Raw genomic sequence first — 15487 nt, forward strand, 5'->3', positions numbered from 1 at the left:
TCATGAATTCACTGCAACTCGCCCGCGAGGCAGCCAGCGCCGCCCGTGCCCGTTATCGCCAGGGATTCGTCGCGCCGACCGCCGGCGAAGCGCCCGGTCTGACCCAGTGCAACATGATCACGCTGCCGCGTGAATGGGCGTATGACTTTCTGCTGTTCGCGCAGCGCAACCCGCAAGCCTGCCCGGTGCTGGATGTGACCGAGCCCGGCAGCCACACCACGCTGTTGGCCGAACAGGCTGATCTGCGCACCGACCTGCCGCTGTACCGGGTCTGGCGCGATGGGCAGCTGGCCGAAGAGCTGAGTGATGTGAGCCACATCTGGGCGCAGCACACTGATCTGGTCAGCTTTCTGATCGGCTGCAGTTTCACCTTCGAAACCGACCTGATGCACGCCGGCATCGATGTGCGCCACATCAGTGAAGGCTGCAATGTGCCGATGTACCGCAGCAACCGGATCTGCCGCCCGGCCGGCCGCCTGCAGGGCAACATGGTGGTGTCGATGCGCCCGATCGCGGCGGACCGGGTGGCCGAAGCGGCGCGCATCACCGGGCGCTATCCCGGTGTGCACGGCGCGCCGGTACACGTCGGCGAGCCTGGACTGCTCGGCATCGACGACCTGGCGAACCCTGATTTTGGTGATGCGGTGACGATCAGGCCCGGCGAGATTCCGGTGTTCTGGGCCTGCGGTGTGACCCCGCAGGCGGTGGTCATGGCGTCCCGTGTGCCGTTTGCGATTTCTCATGCGCCGGGCCACATGTTCATTACCGATATTCCGGACAGCTACTACCACGTATAGGAGAGGCTCATGCGTTTCTACCCGGCCAACCTGGATGCACTCCTGGTTGAACTGTCGAATCTGGACGAGACCCTGGCCCTGTTCGAATCGTTACAGCAGATGCCCATCGCTGGCGTGGAGGAAATCGTTCCGGCTGCCCGGACGTTGCTGGTGCATTTTCGACCAGCCGCCATCGGCTTCGAAGCCCTCGCCACACAGATCGCCTCGCGCGACATTCGTGGCAAGGCACGCGAGGCGGGCAAACTGATCGAAATACCTGTGCATTACAACGGCGAAGACCTGGCCGATGTCGCCCGCGAGCTGGGCATCAGCGTCGAGGAAGTGATCAAGCGCCACACCGGCAGCGACTACAACGTTGCGTTCTGCGGCTTTGCGCCCGGTTTTGCCTACCTCAGCGGCGGCGCCGGCTTCGTGGTCCCACGACGCAGCACGCCGCGCACGCGTATTCCGGCTGGCGCAGTGGCGCTGGCCGGTGGTTTCAGTGGTATTTATCCACAGGCCAGCCCCGGCGGCTGGCAGATCATCGGGGTGACCCCCTCAACCATGTGGGATCTGGGCCGCGACGAGCCCGCCTTGCTTCAGCCCGGCTATCGCGTGCGTTTCCAGGATGCCGGTCCGCTCCCGGAGACCCGTGTTCAGGTTGCCGCACCTGTCCGGCCGCAGGCGACGACGGTCAACGAGGACTATCTGCAGATCGTAACGCCAGGTCTGCAGACCCTGTTTCAGGACCTGGGTCGTCCAGGTCGGGCAGGGCAGGGTGTGTCCGCATCGGGCGCGCTGGATCGCGGCGCCTTGCGTGCTGCCAACCGCGCGGTGGGCAACGATCCGGCGACCGCGTGCCTGGAAGTTCTCATGGGCGGGCTGACCTTCACCTGTCAGGGGCAGACTGTTGTGGCGATTACCGGGGCCCAGGTCAGCGTCGAGGTGCTGACCGCCGAAGGACAAAAGCTGCAGGCGCCGTTGTATGCACCGCTGGCCTTGCAGAGCGGCGATCAGGTGAGCATCGGTTCGCCCAGCGCCGGTCTGCGCAATTATCTGGCGGTTCGTGGCGGTTTCATTCATGAGCCGGTGCTTGGCAGCCTGTCCACTGACACGCTGGCCCAGGTTGGGCCCGCCGCGCTGGCAGCGGGTGACCGGCTGGGCTTCACGCGCAGAACTGGCGGCCTTTCAGTATCGACTGCCGAACAACCGGCCTTCGAGATGCCGCGTAGCGATGAGGTCATCACCCTGGATGTGGTCATGGGCCCGCGCAGTGACTGGTTCAGCGCCGAAGCCCAGCAACTGCTGGCGCAACAGACCTGGCGGGTCACGCCGCAATCCAACCGTATCGGTATTCGCCTGGCGGGCGAGCAATCGCTGCAACGTGCCGTCGATGGCGAGTTGCCCAGTGAGGGCACCACGGTCGGCGCCATTCAGGTGCCGCCCAGTGGCCAGCCGGTGCTGTTTCTGGCCGATCACCCGTTGACCGGCGGTTACCCGGTCATCGGCGCAGTCGCCACTTACCACCTCGACAAGGCCGGGCAGATTCCGGTCAATGCCCGCATTCGCTTCAATCCGCTGAGCGCCTTCGAGCCAGTGCGCCCCGCCACTTCAGACGAGACCAAGAACAGATGAAAAAGGTTCTGATTGCCAATCGTGGCGAAATTGCCGTTCGTATTGCCCGTGCCTGCCGTGACTATGGAGTCGCCTCGGTGGCGGTGTACGCCGATGCCGATATCGACGCGCTGCACGTGCGTCAGGCCGATGAAGCCTATGGGTTGCAGGGCGAGCGCCCGACCGACACCTACCTGAATATCGAAAAGCTGCTGGCGGTTGCCGCTCGTGCCGGTGCCGACGCGGTTCACCCCGGCTACGGCTTTCTCTCGGAGCGCGCCGAATTCGCCCGCGCTGTGATCGATGCCGGTCTGATCTGGATCGGCCCCGATCCTGCGACCATCGACGCACTGGGTGACAAGGTCCAGGCGCGGCGTATAGCCCTGAAAGTCGGCGCACCGCTGGTGGCCGGTACTGAAGACCCGGTGAACGATGCCTCCGAGGTGGTCGCGTTTGCCGAGCAGCACGGCCTGCCGATTGCCATCAAGGCAGCCTTTGGCGGCGGTGGTCGCGGCCTGAAAGTCGCCTGGAAGCTCGATGAAGTCAGCGAGTTGTACGAGTCTGCGGTGCGTGAAGCGGTGACCGCGTTCGGTCGTGGCGAGTGCTTCGTCGAACGCTTTCTGGACCGCCCACGGCACATTGAAGCGCAGATCATCGCCGACCGGCATGGCCGGGTGGTTGTGGTCGGCACCCGGGATTGCTCGTTGCAGCGTCGCAACCAGAAGCTGATCGAGGAAGCCCCGGCCCCTTACCTGACCGACGAGCTGCGTCAGCGCATTCATGAGTCGGCCCGCGCGGTCTGCGCCGAAGCGGGCTATGTCGGTGCCGGTACAGTGGAGTTCCTGCTCAGCGGTGATGGCACCCTGTCGTTCCTGGAGGTCAACACGCGCTTGCAGGTCGAACACCCGGTGACGGAAGAAACCAGCGGTGTGGATCTGGTCATCGAACAACTTCGCGTCGCCGACGGCCTGCCGCTGTCGTTCGACGGTACACCTGTGCCGCGCGGCCACAGCTTTGAATTCCGCATCAATGCCGAAGACGCGGGCAACGGCTTTCTGCCGACGCCGGGGTCTATCGCGGTATTCCAGCCGCCATCCGGCCCGGGCGTGCGTCTGGACACCGGCGTGACGGAAGGCTCACGGGTCTCACCGAACTTCGACTCGATGATCGCCAAGCTGATCGTCACCGGCGCAACCCGCGAACAGGCCATCAGCCGCGCCCGCCGTGCGTTGGCCGAGTTCAAGGTGGAAGGCGTGGCCACCGTGCTGCCGTTCCATCGGGCGGTCATGGACCATGACGACTTCACGGCGGCCAATACCTTTGCCGTCCACACCCGCTGGATCGAAACCGACTTCGCCGAGCACGTCACCATCGCCCCGCGCAACGCAGAACCGGCCGACCCGGGCGTGCTGCGCACCTTCGTTGAAATCGACGGCAAACGCCACGAACTGGGCCTGCCTGCTGCGCTGCTGGCCGGCATGAGCCTGAACGCTGCCGCACCGGCTGACGCCAGCCAGCCAGCTGCCGACGCCCCGGACCCGCACGCAGTACTGACGCCGGTCGCGGGCAACCTGCATGCCTGGGCGGTTGAAGACGGTGCGACGGTAGAGAAGGGACAGGTGATCGCCATCATGGAGGCGATGAAGATGGAAACATCGATACTGGCACCGTGTGCCGGAACCGTGCAAATCAGCAAGGAGCCTGGGGGGTATCTGGAAGCGAAGGTGGTGATTGGGCGGGTTGAGGCCTGATTTGATTGCTGGTGGGTGTCGACCGCGGTCGACACCCACTGTCAGTCTTCTCAATCCAGCCGCAACTCCGGCGGCTCGGGCGCATCCTTGGTCGCCGGGGTTACGGTGGTGTTCACCGGCTGCAGGGTGGTTTTTCCGGTTGGCGCATCGCCCTTGTCGCTTGGCTCTGCGGGCACCAGTTTGTATTCCAGGCCCTGGGTGTTCTTGAGGTAGATCTCCATCTGGCGGAACGAAATGTTGATGTGCTGCTTCTTGAACTCGCGATTGATGAAGCGGTTGATCTCGTCGAGTACCGGGTTGCGGTCGCCCAGGTCGCGTACGTGCATGCGCAGTTCGTGGTCGAGGGTACTTTCGCCGAAGTTCAGGAAGTAGACGATCGGCTCTGGTTCCTTGAGCACCCGAGGGTTTTCCCGGGCGGCTTGTAGCAGCAGGGAGCGCACCAGGTCCAGGTCCGAGCCATAATCGACGCCCAGCTTGAGGGTTACGCGGGTAACGGTGTCGGTCAGCGACCAGTTGATGAGCTGGCCGGTGATGAAAGTCTTGTTCGGAACGATGATGTCCTTGCGGTCGAAGTCGGTGATGGTCGTGGCACGGATGCGGATCTTGCTGACCGTCCCCGACAGGGCGCCGATGGTGATGGTGTCGCCGATCCGCACCGGACGTTCGAAGAGGATCATGATGCCGGAGATGAAGTTGGCGAAGATTTCCTGCATGCCGAAGCCCAGACCCACCGACAGCGCTGCGACCAGCCACTGCAATTTGTCCCAGCTCACGCCCAGCGTCGACAGCGTGGTGACGAAGCCGACACCGGCGATGGTGTACGACAGCAGCGTGGTCGTCGCGTAGGCACTGCCCTGCGCGAGGTTCATGCGTGACAGCACCAGCACTTCCAGCAGGCCGGGCAGGTTGCCGGCGAGCACGAAGGTGATGACGATGATCACCCCAGCGCCGAGGAAGTCGCTCAGGCTGATCGGCACCATGCTCATGTTGGCACCGGTGCCGCTGGTGTATTCGTAGAGAATGATGTTATCGAGATAGGCGAACACAGTGATCAGCTCGGCCCAGACCAGGTACAGCGCGCCGACGAATCCGGCCAGCAGGGCCAGGCGAATCAGGCGCAGCGACTGCTGGTTGACCTGTTCGATGTCCAGCTTGGGTTCTTCGACCGGAATGTCGCTGTCGCCGTTTTCTCTGGCTGCCTGACGCTTGGCCAGCGCGCGCTGATAGGCCAGACGCCGGGCGGCCACGCTCAGGCCGCGGACGAACGTCGCCTCGACCATCAGCCAGATCATCATCAGGTACAGAGTGTCGATCAGACGGTCGCTGAGCTTGAGCGCGGTGTAGTAGTAGCCAAAGCAAACCGCCAGGAAGAGCGCGACCGGCAATGCCGTGAACACCACGCCGACGGTTTTGCGGAACAGTGAGGCATTGTGATGCGTGGGGCTTGAGATCAGCAGGCGACCGAGCAGCCAGGTCATCAGGGCGTAACAGGTCAGCACCACGCCGATCCCCAGCACGTCGTCGGCCAGTGCGGCAGGCTGGTGTTCAGCAACGGCCACCACCGCCACCAGGGCCAGAACGACCAGCCCCAGGCGTCGCACCCAGCCACGCAGGAATTCGACCTGCGCCGTTTCCCAGCGGAAGTGCAGTTGCGCAACACCTGACGGGGCGAGCACGCGGTAGGCGGTGTAGAACACCAGCCAGGCGAGGGCGATCTGTAGCAAGGCCTCGCCGAGGTTGGCGTTTTGACCGCGGGCGTCGATCTGCAGCGCGTAGCCGCACAGCGCCAGCCCCAGCGCGACGGGCATCGCCAGCAGCACGTTGATCAGCAGCGCCAGTGGCGTCTTCCATTGGCTGTCACGTTTGAAGTGGCCGATGTCGGCATGCAGGCGATTAAGCTTCTGGTACAGCGCCTTGCGCCTCCAGGTCAGTATGCCGATCAACAGCAGCAAGGGGAGGAACAGCAGCGGCCGCTGGGTCAAGCCGTCTGACAGTTCGCTGAGGCTGGACGTCCACGGCAGGGTGGCGACCTGCTTTTGCAGGCGCGGCCAGATATTCTGAAACCATTCCACGTCCAGCGGCTTGTTGCTGGGGATCCAGAACATCTGCTCGTCGAGTGTGGCGCGCAGCCCCTGAGCGGTACTGGTCAGCTGCTTCTGGTTCAGCTGTAGCGTGATGGACTCGTTGAGCAACGCGCTCAGCTCGCGATTGAGGCGCTCAAGCAAGTCACTGCGAGTGATGGCCAGGTCCAGCAGCGTCCGGCGCAGTTGCGGGGTGACGTTTTCAGGCGGCTGGGTAGCCAGGAGCTTTTCGACGTAAGCGGTCGGCGTGCTCATCTGTTCGCGTTGCTGGTTGATGTCGAACTGATACAGACGGATGTTGGCGATTTCGTCGGCCAGCCCCTTGTCCAGCTCCAGATGCGGCAACGCCTGCTTCTGCTTGTAGAGAATCTTGGACAGCAGCAGGCTGCCGCTCAGCACGTTGATCTGCTCGCTGAGGGCTTGATCGGTCTGGGTCAGGTTGTCCAGTTGCTGCTTGGTCTTGAGGTTCTGCTGGGTCAGCTCGTTGAGGCGATCGGTGCCGCGCAACAGGTAGTCCGACAGCTTGAGGTTGGCGGCGCTTTCGGTCGCCAGCAGGCTGCTGCCACCGGACTTTTGCGCTTCCAGAGACAGATCGGCGACCGTTTTTTGCGACTGGGCACGACGCTTGTCGTTGATCAGGGTCTGCAGGTCCTGAATTTCCTGCTCCTGACGCGCCACCTTCTCGGTCAGCAAGTCGTGCTGGCTGTTGCCCAGGTCCTGCAACTGGCTGTTGCCGGCCAGTTCCTGACGGCGCAGCAGGTTGAGGGCGTTGATCGAGGCCAGTTCTGCATTGAGCAGGTTGCGCTGGTCGGCGCTCAGGGTCTTGCCGTTGTCCTTGCCATTCTTGAGGATGGCGTTGATCTGCTGAATGCGCGTCTGATTGGCGCTGATTTCAGTCTGGGCGCGCTCAGGCCGGGTCTGCGCGGTAATGGCCAGACTGTTGGCGTCGTTGAGTTCGCTCTGCAGATCACTCTGCTGGGTGCTGCGCTGACTGAGCAGTTGCTCCAGCTGCGGCACGTCGAGGCCGCCATAGCGCTGGGCCACGGGCACCACTTTGCTTTCTTTCAGGCGGGCCAGTTCACGCTGGTTTTCCGAAGTCTGTTTTGGCGCCTGGGCGAGCTGCTGTTTGAGCGCTTCGAGCTTCTGCTCGCTGTCCTGCTTGCTGTTCAGAAACGCCAGTGTCTGCTCAAGGACCTGCTGCAGTGCCTTTTGCTCGGCGTCAGGCAGCTTGCGGTCGGCAATCTTGTCGAGGCTTTGCTGAACAGCGTCGCTGCTGGGCGGGTCGGCGGCGAGCGCCGGGAAAGAAGACAGGCAGAGCGCAAACAGTGCGGCAGCACAAAAGGAACGCAGGGAAAACATAGACACCGGTCGCATGATGATACGTGTGGGTTGGCAGTTTAAAGGAACAGTCCGGGGCCCGGGCGGGTTCCTTCGGGGAATTTGACGCCCACTTTCTGGATCTTGTTCCCGTCCATGACGGCAACGGTCCAAATAGTTCCATTCCATTCAACCTGGTCGCCCACCACCGGCTCGCCACGGTTCTTCTGCACGATGAACTGGCTGAGTGGCATTCCTGGGTCGATGCCGTCGAGTTTCAGGCCATAAAGGGCCGCCACTTCACCCAGCCTTGCGTCGCCTTCGAGCACGAAGTCGCCGAAGAAACGCAGGTCCAGCCCACGCTGCGGTGCCTGGCTGAACAATTTGCCCAGCGCCGGAAGGTCGTGTTCGTGGCCGATCACACACAGCAGATCACCCACTTCCAGTGTCGTACTGCCGGACGGATGGAGCAGTTGCTGGCCGCGGAACAGTGCCGCGATACGCGTGCCTTCCGGCATCTTCAGTTCGCGCAGTGCTGCACCGATGCACCACTTTTCGGCGCCCAGGCGGTAGACGAACAGCTCCCATTCGCTGGTGACGTGTACCTCCAGCGCAGCCCGGGAAATCGGTGCGGGATCAGGCGGAACCGTCACTTTCAGCAATTTGGCCATCCACGGCAGGCTGGTGCCTTGCAGCAACAGCGAAACCAGTACGATAAAGAACGCCAGGTTGAAGTACAGCTGCGCATTGGGCAGGCCGGCCATCAGCGGGAACACCGCGAGGATGATCGGTACCGCGCCGCGCAGGCCGACCCAGGCGATAAAGGCTTTTTCGCGGCCATGGAAGGCCTTGAACGGCAGCAGGCCGACCATCACCGACAGCGGGCGTGCCACCAGAATCATCCACAGCGCCAGGCCCAGCGCCGGAATCGCAATCGGCAGCAGATCGTGTGGCGTGACCAGCAGGCCCAGCACCAGAAACATGCCGATCTGCGCCAGCCAGGCCATGCCATCGAGCATATGCAGGATGCCGTGGCGGCTGCGAATCGGCCGGTTGCCGAGCACCAGACCGCACAGGTAGACCGCGAGAAAACCGCTGCCGTGGATAGCGTTGGTCAGGGCGAAGATCGCCAGGCCGCCGGCAATCACCAGAATTGGGTAGAGGCCGGCCGCCAGATTGATGCGGTTGACCAGTTGCAGCAGGATCCAGCCGCCGCCCAGGCCGATGAAGCTGCCGATACCGAATTCCTGAATCAGGTGCCCCAGCAGCCCCCAGTGCAACCCGGTCTGCCCGCTGGCGAGCATGCCGATCAGGGTAACGGTCAGGAACACCGCCATGGGGTCGTTGCTGCCCGACTCGATTTCGAGGCTGGCGGTAACACGCTCGTTCAAACCTTTGCCGCCCAGCAGGGAGAACACCGCCGCGGCGTCTGTGGAGCCGACGATCGCGCCGATCAACAGGCCCTGAATGACGCTGAGATTGAACAGCCAGGCAGCCACCATGCCGGTCAGTACGGTGGTGATCAGCACGCCCACCGTTGCCAGCGACAAGGCAGGCCACAGCGCAACCCGGAAACTGGCCACCCGCGTTCGCAGCCCGCCATCGAGCAGGATCACCGCCAGCGCAAGGTTGCCGACCAGGTAAGCGGTCGCGTAGTTGTCGAAGATGATCCCGCCGCCATCGACGCCTGCCACCATGCCCACCGCTAGGATGATGACCAGGATAGGAATGCCGAGGCGCGACGAAAGAGAACTGACCAGGATGCTTGCGGCTACCAGCAACGCGCCGATCAGGAACAGGCTGTTGATGGTGGTGGCGTCCAAGGGCGGTACTCCGTAGAAAACTGAATTGAAGCGAGAGGGGCGAAAACTGACCATGCAGTCCGCGTGCCAAGGGATTTAACCTGTTGAATTGCTTGGCTGTCAAAGAGCAATTTCGAGCGATTGACCCAGACCGGCATTCCCGGGCTCACGATTGGTTGCAGTCCAGCGGCTGACATATACCTATATACCGCAGACCAGGCCTTCTTGCTCCCTACTGTAGGCGCTCCAACCATCAAGCAGGTTTTTCATCATGGACGATGAGTTTGCAGCACATTACGACTTCGACGATGACAATAGGGATGACGGTGATGACCCTGAAGCAGAGTTCTGGGCGCGGGTGCGCGATGACTATTCGGTCAGCGATTACTTCCGCCTCAACCCGATCGCCCTGCAGTCACCTGCCGCCCTTGCTGCGCGGGATGTGGCCCAGGCATGCCAGTCGAGATGGGGTGTCGAGATCGATCCGGACGACACCCTGATCGTCACGCTGTATATCGAAGACCCTAAGCTCTATCCCGCCCCTCATCGCGCCAATGTCGCTCACTCGATGACGCTGACCGAGGCGCTGCTGCGCAACTGGCAGCAAAAGGGCAATGGCGACTGGTTTGATCACCTCGGGCATTTGCAGCCCCATCATGATGACGGTCTCGACTGTCAGATAGTGGATAAAAAACTGCCGCCCTATGACTGCGTCGCTTATGAAGCGGTGTACCGCAAATCCGATCCGCAGCATTACGATTCGACGACGCAACTTCGCCTGACTGCCGAGGCGTTCAAGCAGTACATCTGGGATCACAACCTGCAAGCCGGTTATCTCACCTACCTGAATCAGTTCTGGCAGGCGCATGCCAAAGACTACAACCTGATGCTCAAGGCCGGTCTGTTCAGGGCGGCCTGGCTGCAAGCTGAGGAAAACACGCTCAAGGCCGAGCACAAGGACATGGTGCTGGAGGCGCTCGGGCTGCCCGCCGATCAGGGTTGGAAAGAGCTGAGCTTCGACGCTTTTGTCGCCGCGCCGATTTCCACTCGCGTGACAATTTCCGAATTGCAGGTGCATGGCTACAGCGCCGTGGACATCATGGTCATCCGCAGTGCCGATTCGCCAACCGTGCTGCTCTACATCCCCGGCAACTCGTCACCCATTCATACCTTCGCCAACGCCGATGCGCTCAAGGACTGGGTCGCGCTGATGTGCAAGGATCCAGGCAAGCGCCGGTCTTTAGAGGGGCATTTCAGTGCCACGGATGACGTCGATGGCTTTTTCTACAGTGGTGTTGCTACCGCCCTCCGAGGCTTCGCTGTCTACCCGAAGCTGCTGGACGCCGCGACCGGTGCGTGGAACCCGCGCAGACTGGTGCAGTTTGGCGAACCGCTGCAGCCCTGGCCGTTCTCGCACTTCAAGGATCGGGTCAAGGCAAAGTCCGAAACCGATGTGCTGCAAAAAATCCGCAACCACGACGACTACTGGAAAGAGGAAGTCAGCAGTGGCTTGAGCGAGTGTGTGTCTGTTCTCGGCGGCGTCGCCATCGTCTTTCCCGAGCTTATGCCCGTGATTGCGGGACTGTCTCTCGCGCTGGTGGGGCTTGGCGTCGATGCGGCAGTCAATGGTCGCACGCTCGAAGAGCGCCAGGCCGGGCTTGGGCGGATTGCCTTTGGCGTTTTGAACGCGTTGCCGATCCTTGCCGAGGAGGGCACTGCGGTCGAGGCTGGCGCTGAAACCGGACTGATTGATGAGGCGCGAGGCGATTATGAGGTTTTCGACCCCTCAACAACCGACCCGGCTATAGAAGTCGGGCCGCTTCCGGTATTCAGGGAAGAGCCGCCTGCCTTGCGTTCGCTCAATGCCAAAATGCGCCGCCTGTTGCGCGCGCTGGAAGTGACTCAAGACCTGCCGGGACTGGCGTCGGGCGAAGTGGCAGGTATCTATCCGCTGCAAGGCAAAAGTTACATCGAACTGCATGATCAGGCTTTTCGGGTCGAGTGGGTGCCACAGGAAAAACAGTACCGGATTCGCTCTGATTCTGATCCGCGTGTCTGGGGACCCTACGTGAAGACTATTGACACCGGCTATTGGGATCTTGACCTCAAGCTCGGGTTGCGTGGCGGGGAAAGCTTTGACGGCTCGCGATTGCCGCCGGCCAGTGAGGCAGAGAGCGCCGTGGTGGCGGTCGTGCCTGAAGAGCCAGCCGTCGAGATTCAGCGCTGGGGCCCCAAGGTGCAGGTCGAGGTGCCACTGGATCAGATCATGGTCGAGGAAGTACTGAGCCAGGCAAAAGGGACGGTCGTAGAGAAGTACTTCATTCAGATCGGAGGGATCAGGAAGAACGTGTATTACGATGCCGATATTCCATGCTGGCGCACTGATCCGTCTTCAAACGGCCTGGTCTGGCTGGACCGCAACGGAGTCTGGAACAGCGGGTCGGAGGATGCATTCAGGAAGGTGGAGGCAAAACTGCCACAGAGCCGCCGCTTCGAGATCTTTTCTTTCCCCCGCGTGCCCAGGTTGCCTGCAGATGCCGAGCCCATCAGCCGTGTGATTCATCATATATGGCTGGGCGAACGCATGCCGGGCGATAACCTGCTGGAACGGATGCTCGACAACATGCGCACCAGCCCGGACTTGCGCTTCGAACTGCATATCGATATCAACCACCCGACGGCGCATCAGCAATTGCTGGATTACTTCAGCGCACATCCACAGATGCGGATTTCCAGGCTCAAGGAAGAAGCGTTCTTTCCCACGTTCCTGAGTGGTGAAAATGGCGAAGCCTTCAACTATTTCATGCACTCGGATAATCGTAATTATGCGGCCGCTTCGGACATTCTGCGTTATCGACTGATCAACGAATACGGCGGCATTTATCTTGATTGCGATGACACCATTGATGTCCCTTTTGCAGGCATTCCGTTGAAGGCCGGGCCCAATGATGTATTGCTGGGCAGGCGTCTGGATGCGCCGCAATTAAGTTACAACGGGCCGGGTAACAGCCATTTCGCCAGCCACCCGGACAACCCGGTCCTGAAGAGGATTCTGAAAGAAATAAATACGCGTTTCCAGAATGAAAAACAGACCAACAAGGCGTTCTTCAGTACACGCAGACCCTTCATCGACCACAGCAGCGAAGCCTTGCGTAGCGCCTCTAGAGACCGAATGACACCGTACATGACGCGCATTTCCGACCTGACCGGTCCCAAACTCATGTCAGACGTCTTGAGAAAGCTGCGACCTGACTATTTTGATCTGCTGGAGCGTTCCTATTTGCCGGTCGATGAGGTCTTGTCCGTGTTGTACATCGAACACCTGAACGAGGCCGTGGACTTTTATTTTCCATTCAAGGGCAGGGCGAAAATTTCCCCGGGCTCCGAGAATGGTTGGTAAGGCTTCAGTGTTTGCAGCGTCAGGTGAGGGTGATAGATAGTTAGCGCCACCAACACGCTTATGAATGATTACGTGCATGACTTCTCTCTTACAGGAAGACGTCATGGCACCTACCCCCCTGGAAACATCCAAAACCGACCAGCAACTGCTGCGTGCACGTGCGCAGCAGTTCGTTCTCGATTATCCCGATCTTTACGATCTGGCCCATACCGCCGCCAGCAGGATCATTCTTCAGCACACCCAGCGCGTGTTCGCCCCGGAGCAGGTGTATTGGCATCGTTTCAGCAGTGCCAGCAGCAGTCCGCGCACGTTTACCGGCTGGCAGCATTCCGGAACGCCGGAGCAGTCGATGACCTTTATCGAGCTGCTCATGCGGCACTTCAGCGCCCACGATCAGGAAGCCAGCGACGAGCTTTCCTTGTATGGCGGTTTCTATACCGATGGCCCGGATCACGGGGTTTTCGACGAGCGCAATGAGGTGCCCATGCTCCCTCAGGACGTGCTCAAAGACATGTGGACGCTTGATTTCAGCGCGCAGTACACCCGCCGTATGGAGCGTTTCTGGAGCCTGCACAGCGAGAACTTTTGCACCCTGGTCAAGGCACGCTATCTGGTTGCCGCCAGTCACTGTCTGCGCAAGGGCCATCTTTCAGCCGACGATTTCAAGCACGTTACGTGCGTTATCACCGCAGACCCTTTGCAGACCCCTACGCTTAAGGCGTTGCAGAGCCCGCTTCCCTCAACCCCCGGTGTCGCGGTACACACGCTGGATATCGATGGCATCAAGGCCCATGACATGTTGCGTATTGTCACCGCCGCTGGCCGAGAGATCATCTACTGGCCTGATGCCGAGCAGCCTTTCATGGCGTTCGACAGTGAGCGTGCGGTGTACCGCTGGCTCAAGACCCGGTTTATGGACGAGCACGCAGACAAGGCGATAACCCGCCAGTTTCTGCGTGGGGAGGCGTCGCGGACAAAGGACGGTGAGCGGTTCTTTCGTGCGGTGAGCCAGTTGCTCACGCACGATTGGCGTGCCAACGTTCGACTCGTCAATCTGGTGCAGGCGCCTATTGCGGGCGACCCCTTCGTGTATCTGCGAGACGTCGCCCGTCAGGGAATGGCCGCCGATGCGCGTGAACTGCTGACCTCCAATGCTGATCTGCGCAAGCAGATGTGGATCGGCTACCTGGGTGCTTTCATGCAGGCGTTTGGCGGGCTCGCGCCGCTGGGTTGGCCGATCGCCTTGACGCTGGTTGGCGCAAGCCTCGCCAATACCGGTTTGAACATCGATCAGGCGCTCAATGGCAAAACCGTAGCACAGCGCAAGGCGGGCGTGCTGGGCGCGATCATCAACATCATTTATCTGCTGTTCAATCTGCCGCTTTTAATGTCCATACGTGCGGTCCCCCAGCCTGTGCCGGTGGCCGCAACCGAAGGCCAGCCGGTCTCCAGCGAGGTAATTGAAGGCGGCAGCGCGTCGGCCCATGCGCTGGACAATATGGAGGGTAACCTGCTGCTCGACAGCCTTACGCCTTCAGTCGCAGAGGGCCGGTTTCGTGGCATCTACACGCTGGGTAATGGCGAAACCTGGATCAAGCTTGCACAACTGCCTTATCGCGTGATGTTCAACGAATTGCAGCAGTGCTGGTTTATCGTCAACCCGGACAATCCTTTTGCGTTCGCAGGCAGCAAGCCGGTGCGCCTGAGTACCAGCGGGGAGTGGACGTTACTTGACTCGCCTGGTCTGCAGGGCGGTGCCCCGATGGATGTGCAGGTGCCGTCAAGCAGTACATCCGCCGCGACGGGCAAGCCTTATGTGACCGTGCATTCGGCGTTTTGGGACACGTACCTGCAAACGGACCTGTTCAATGAGCAACACTATGCCGAAATGGCCTTGGCCCGGCAGAAAGATGTGATGACGATTTGGGAGCCAGGCCCTGAAGATACGGCCATGTCGGATTCTTCACCCGAAGGCGATGAGGTGTACAAGGACCCTTGGCATGGCAAACATCGGGTTTTCAAGCTTGGTGAGGACGACTACTGCGGCAGAAATATCATGCTTTATACCCAGGACGATTCTGAATTCAATCGGTTCCTGCGTACGGGCGAGAGCAATAAGGCCAATCAGGTGCGACTCATCGAACGACTGGCCGAGGACATTCAGGTGGTGGGGTACAACAATGATGTCGAGTTGTACCGAGGCGGCAGCGGTGATCGCGGGACTTCGGGTGCCGTGTTCCGTAGCGGTCAGATCAGGGTCGGTGATGTGCTGGTGAATACTGATGTCACCTCGTTCAGCGAAAATCCCTACGTGGTCAGCGCCTTCGCCAGCAGTCGGGCCGGTGCACCCGCTAACGCCATGATCGGGCCGGTAACCTTCGATGACACCTCGGTGGTCTTCGTTTTGCCCAAGGGCCGATACCTGCGGGCGACACCGATTGCGCCGTTTTCAGCCTCTCCCGAAGAGGCCGAATCGATCTTTTTGCCCGGCTGCTACTTTCAGATCGACAGCATCGAAGAGGTGAGCGGCGAGTTTTACCGCATTATGAAAATCCAGATGCAGGAGGTCGATCGCGCTCATCCGGGGCGCGGGCTTTACGACATGCGCACGGGCGAGCCCTTCAGTCGGGAGCAGTACGCGCGCAAGCTGGGCGCAGACGCCAGGGTACTGGTCGACCGTTTTTTTCCGCAAAACCCGCTGACTGACCTGTTTAGCCTTCATTGATCAAGCGTGCGCCCGGGTTTA

The 15487-nt window shown here is 61.0% G+C and carries 7 protein-coding genes; 5 read left to right on the forward strand and 2 right to left on the reverse strand.

Annotated elements, in window-relative coordinates; translation table 11 throughout:
* Positions 1-2: 2 nt before the first annotated feature.
* Genes BLR16_RS14495 through BLR16_RS14505 form a run of 3 tightly spaced genes read left to right on the forward strand, consistent with a single transcriptional unit; the run spans position 3 to position 4141 of the window.
* Complete coding sequence (locus BLR16_RS14495) at positions 3-797, forward strand: putative hydro-lyase (RefSeq protein WP_003366165.1); 795 nt, start codon at positions 3-5, stop codon at positions 795-797.
* 9 nt (positions 798-806) lie between these two features.
* Positions 807-2411 (forward strand): 5-oxoprolinase subunit B/C family protein, encoded by a 1605-nt coding sequence (locus tag BLR16_RS14500; RefSeq protein ID WP_074806740.1) that lies wholly within the window; start codon positions 807-809, stop codon positions 2409-2411.
* Positions 2408-4141 carry an acetyl/propionyl/methylcrotonyl-CoA carboxylase subunit alpha gene (locus BLR16_RS14505; RefSeq protein ID WP_058416810.1) on the forward strand — a complete coding sequence of 578 codons (1734 nt, stop codon included), beginning with the start codon at positions 2408-2410 and terminating at the stop codon, positions 4139-4141. Before BLR16_RS14500 ends, BLR16_RS14505 begins: the two co-directional genes overlap by 4 nt.
* A gap of 50 nt (positions 4142-4191) precedes the next feature.
* Here the strand turns inward: BLR16_RS14505 and mscK are convergent, their stop codons facing one another.
* Complete coding sequence (gene mscK, locus BLR16_RS14510; protein ID WP_161437906.1) at positions 4192-7581, reverse strand: mechanosensitive channel MscK; 3390 nt, start codon at positions 7579-7581, stop codon at positions 4192-4194.
* Positions 7582-7619: 38 nt separating this feature from the next.
* Positions 7620-9362, reverse strand: a complete 1743-nt coding sequence (locus tag BLR16_RS14515) for a potassium/proton antiporter (RefSeq protein ID WP_003432036.1) — start codon at positions 9360-9362, stop codon at positions 7620-7622.
* Positions 9363-9612: 250 nt separating this feature from the next.
* Here BLR16_RS14515 and BLR16_RS14520 point away from each other — a divergent pair, with 250 nt between their 5' ends.
* Together BLR16_RS14520 and BLR16_RS14525 are read left to right on the forward strand one after the other, a co-directional pair.
* Complete coding sequence (locus BLR16_RS14520; RefSeq protein WP_092194327.1) at positions 9613-12741, forward strand: dermonecrotic toxin domain-containing protein; 3129 nt, start codon at positions 9613-9615, stop codon at positions 12739-12741.
* 103 nt (positions 12742-12844) lie between these two features.
* The gene (locus BLR16_RS14525) at positions 12845-15466 is read left to right on the forward strand and encodes a dermonecrotic toxin domain-containing protein (protein ID WP_074806748.1); all 2622 of its coding nucleotides are present in this window, start codon (positions 12845-12847) and stop codon (positions 15464-15466) included.
* The last annotated feature ends 21 nt before the right edge of the window (positions 15467-15487 follow it).

The organism is Pseudomonas sp. BS3767 (assembly GCF_900099665.1).
GTDB classification, from domain to species: Bacteria; Pseudomonadota; Gammaproteobacteria; order Pseudomonadales; family Pseudomonadaceae; genus Aquipseudomonas; species Aquipseudomonas cerasi.

Coding starts and splice junctions, on each gene's coding strand:
- BLR16_RS14495 (WP_003366165.1), top strand. CDS start 3: ATGAATTCACTGCAACTCGCCCGCGAGGCAGCCAGCGCCGCCCGTGCC.
- BLR16_RS14500 (WP_074806740.1), top strand. CDS start 807: ATGCGTTTCTACCCGGCCAACCTGGATGCACTCCTGGTTGAACTGTCG.
- BLR16_RS14505 (WP_058416810.1), top strand. CDS start 2,408: ATGAAAAAGGTTCTGATTGCCAATCGTGGCGAAATTGCCGTTCGTATT.
- mscK (WP_161437906.1), bottom strand. CDS start 7,581: ATGTTTTCCCTGCGTTCCTTTTGTGCTGCCGCACTGTTTGCGCTCTGC.
- BLR16_RS14520 (WP_092194327.1), top strand. CDS start 9,613: ATGGACGATGAGTTTGCAGCACATTACGACTTCGACGATGACAATAGG.
- BLR16_RS14525 (WP_074806748.1), top strand. CDS start 12,845: ATGGCACCTACCCCCCTGGAAACATCCAAAACCGACCAGCAACTGCTG.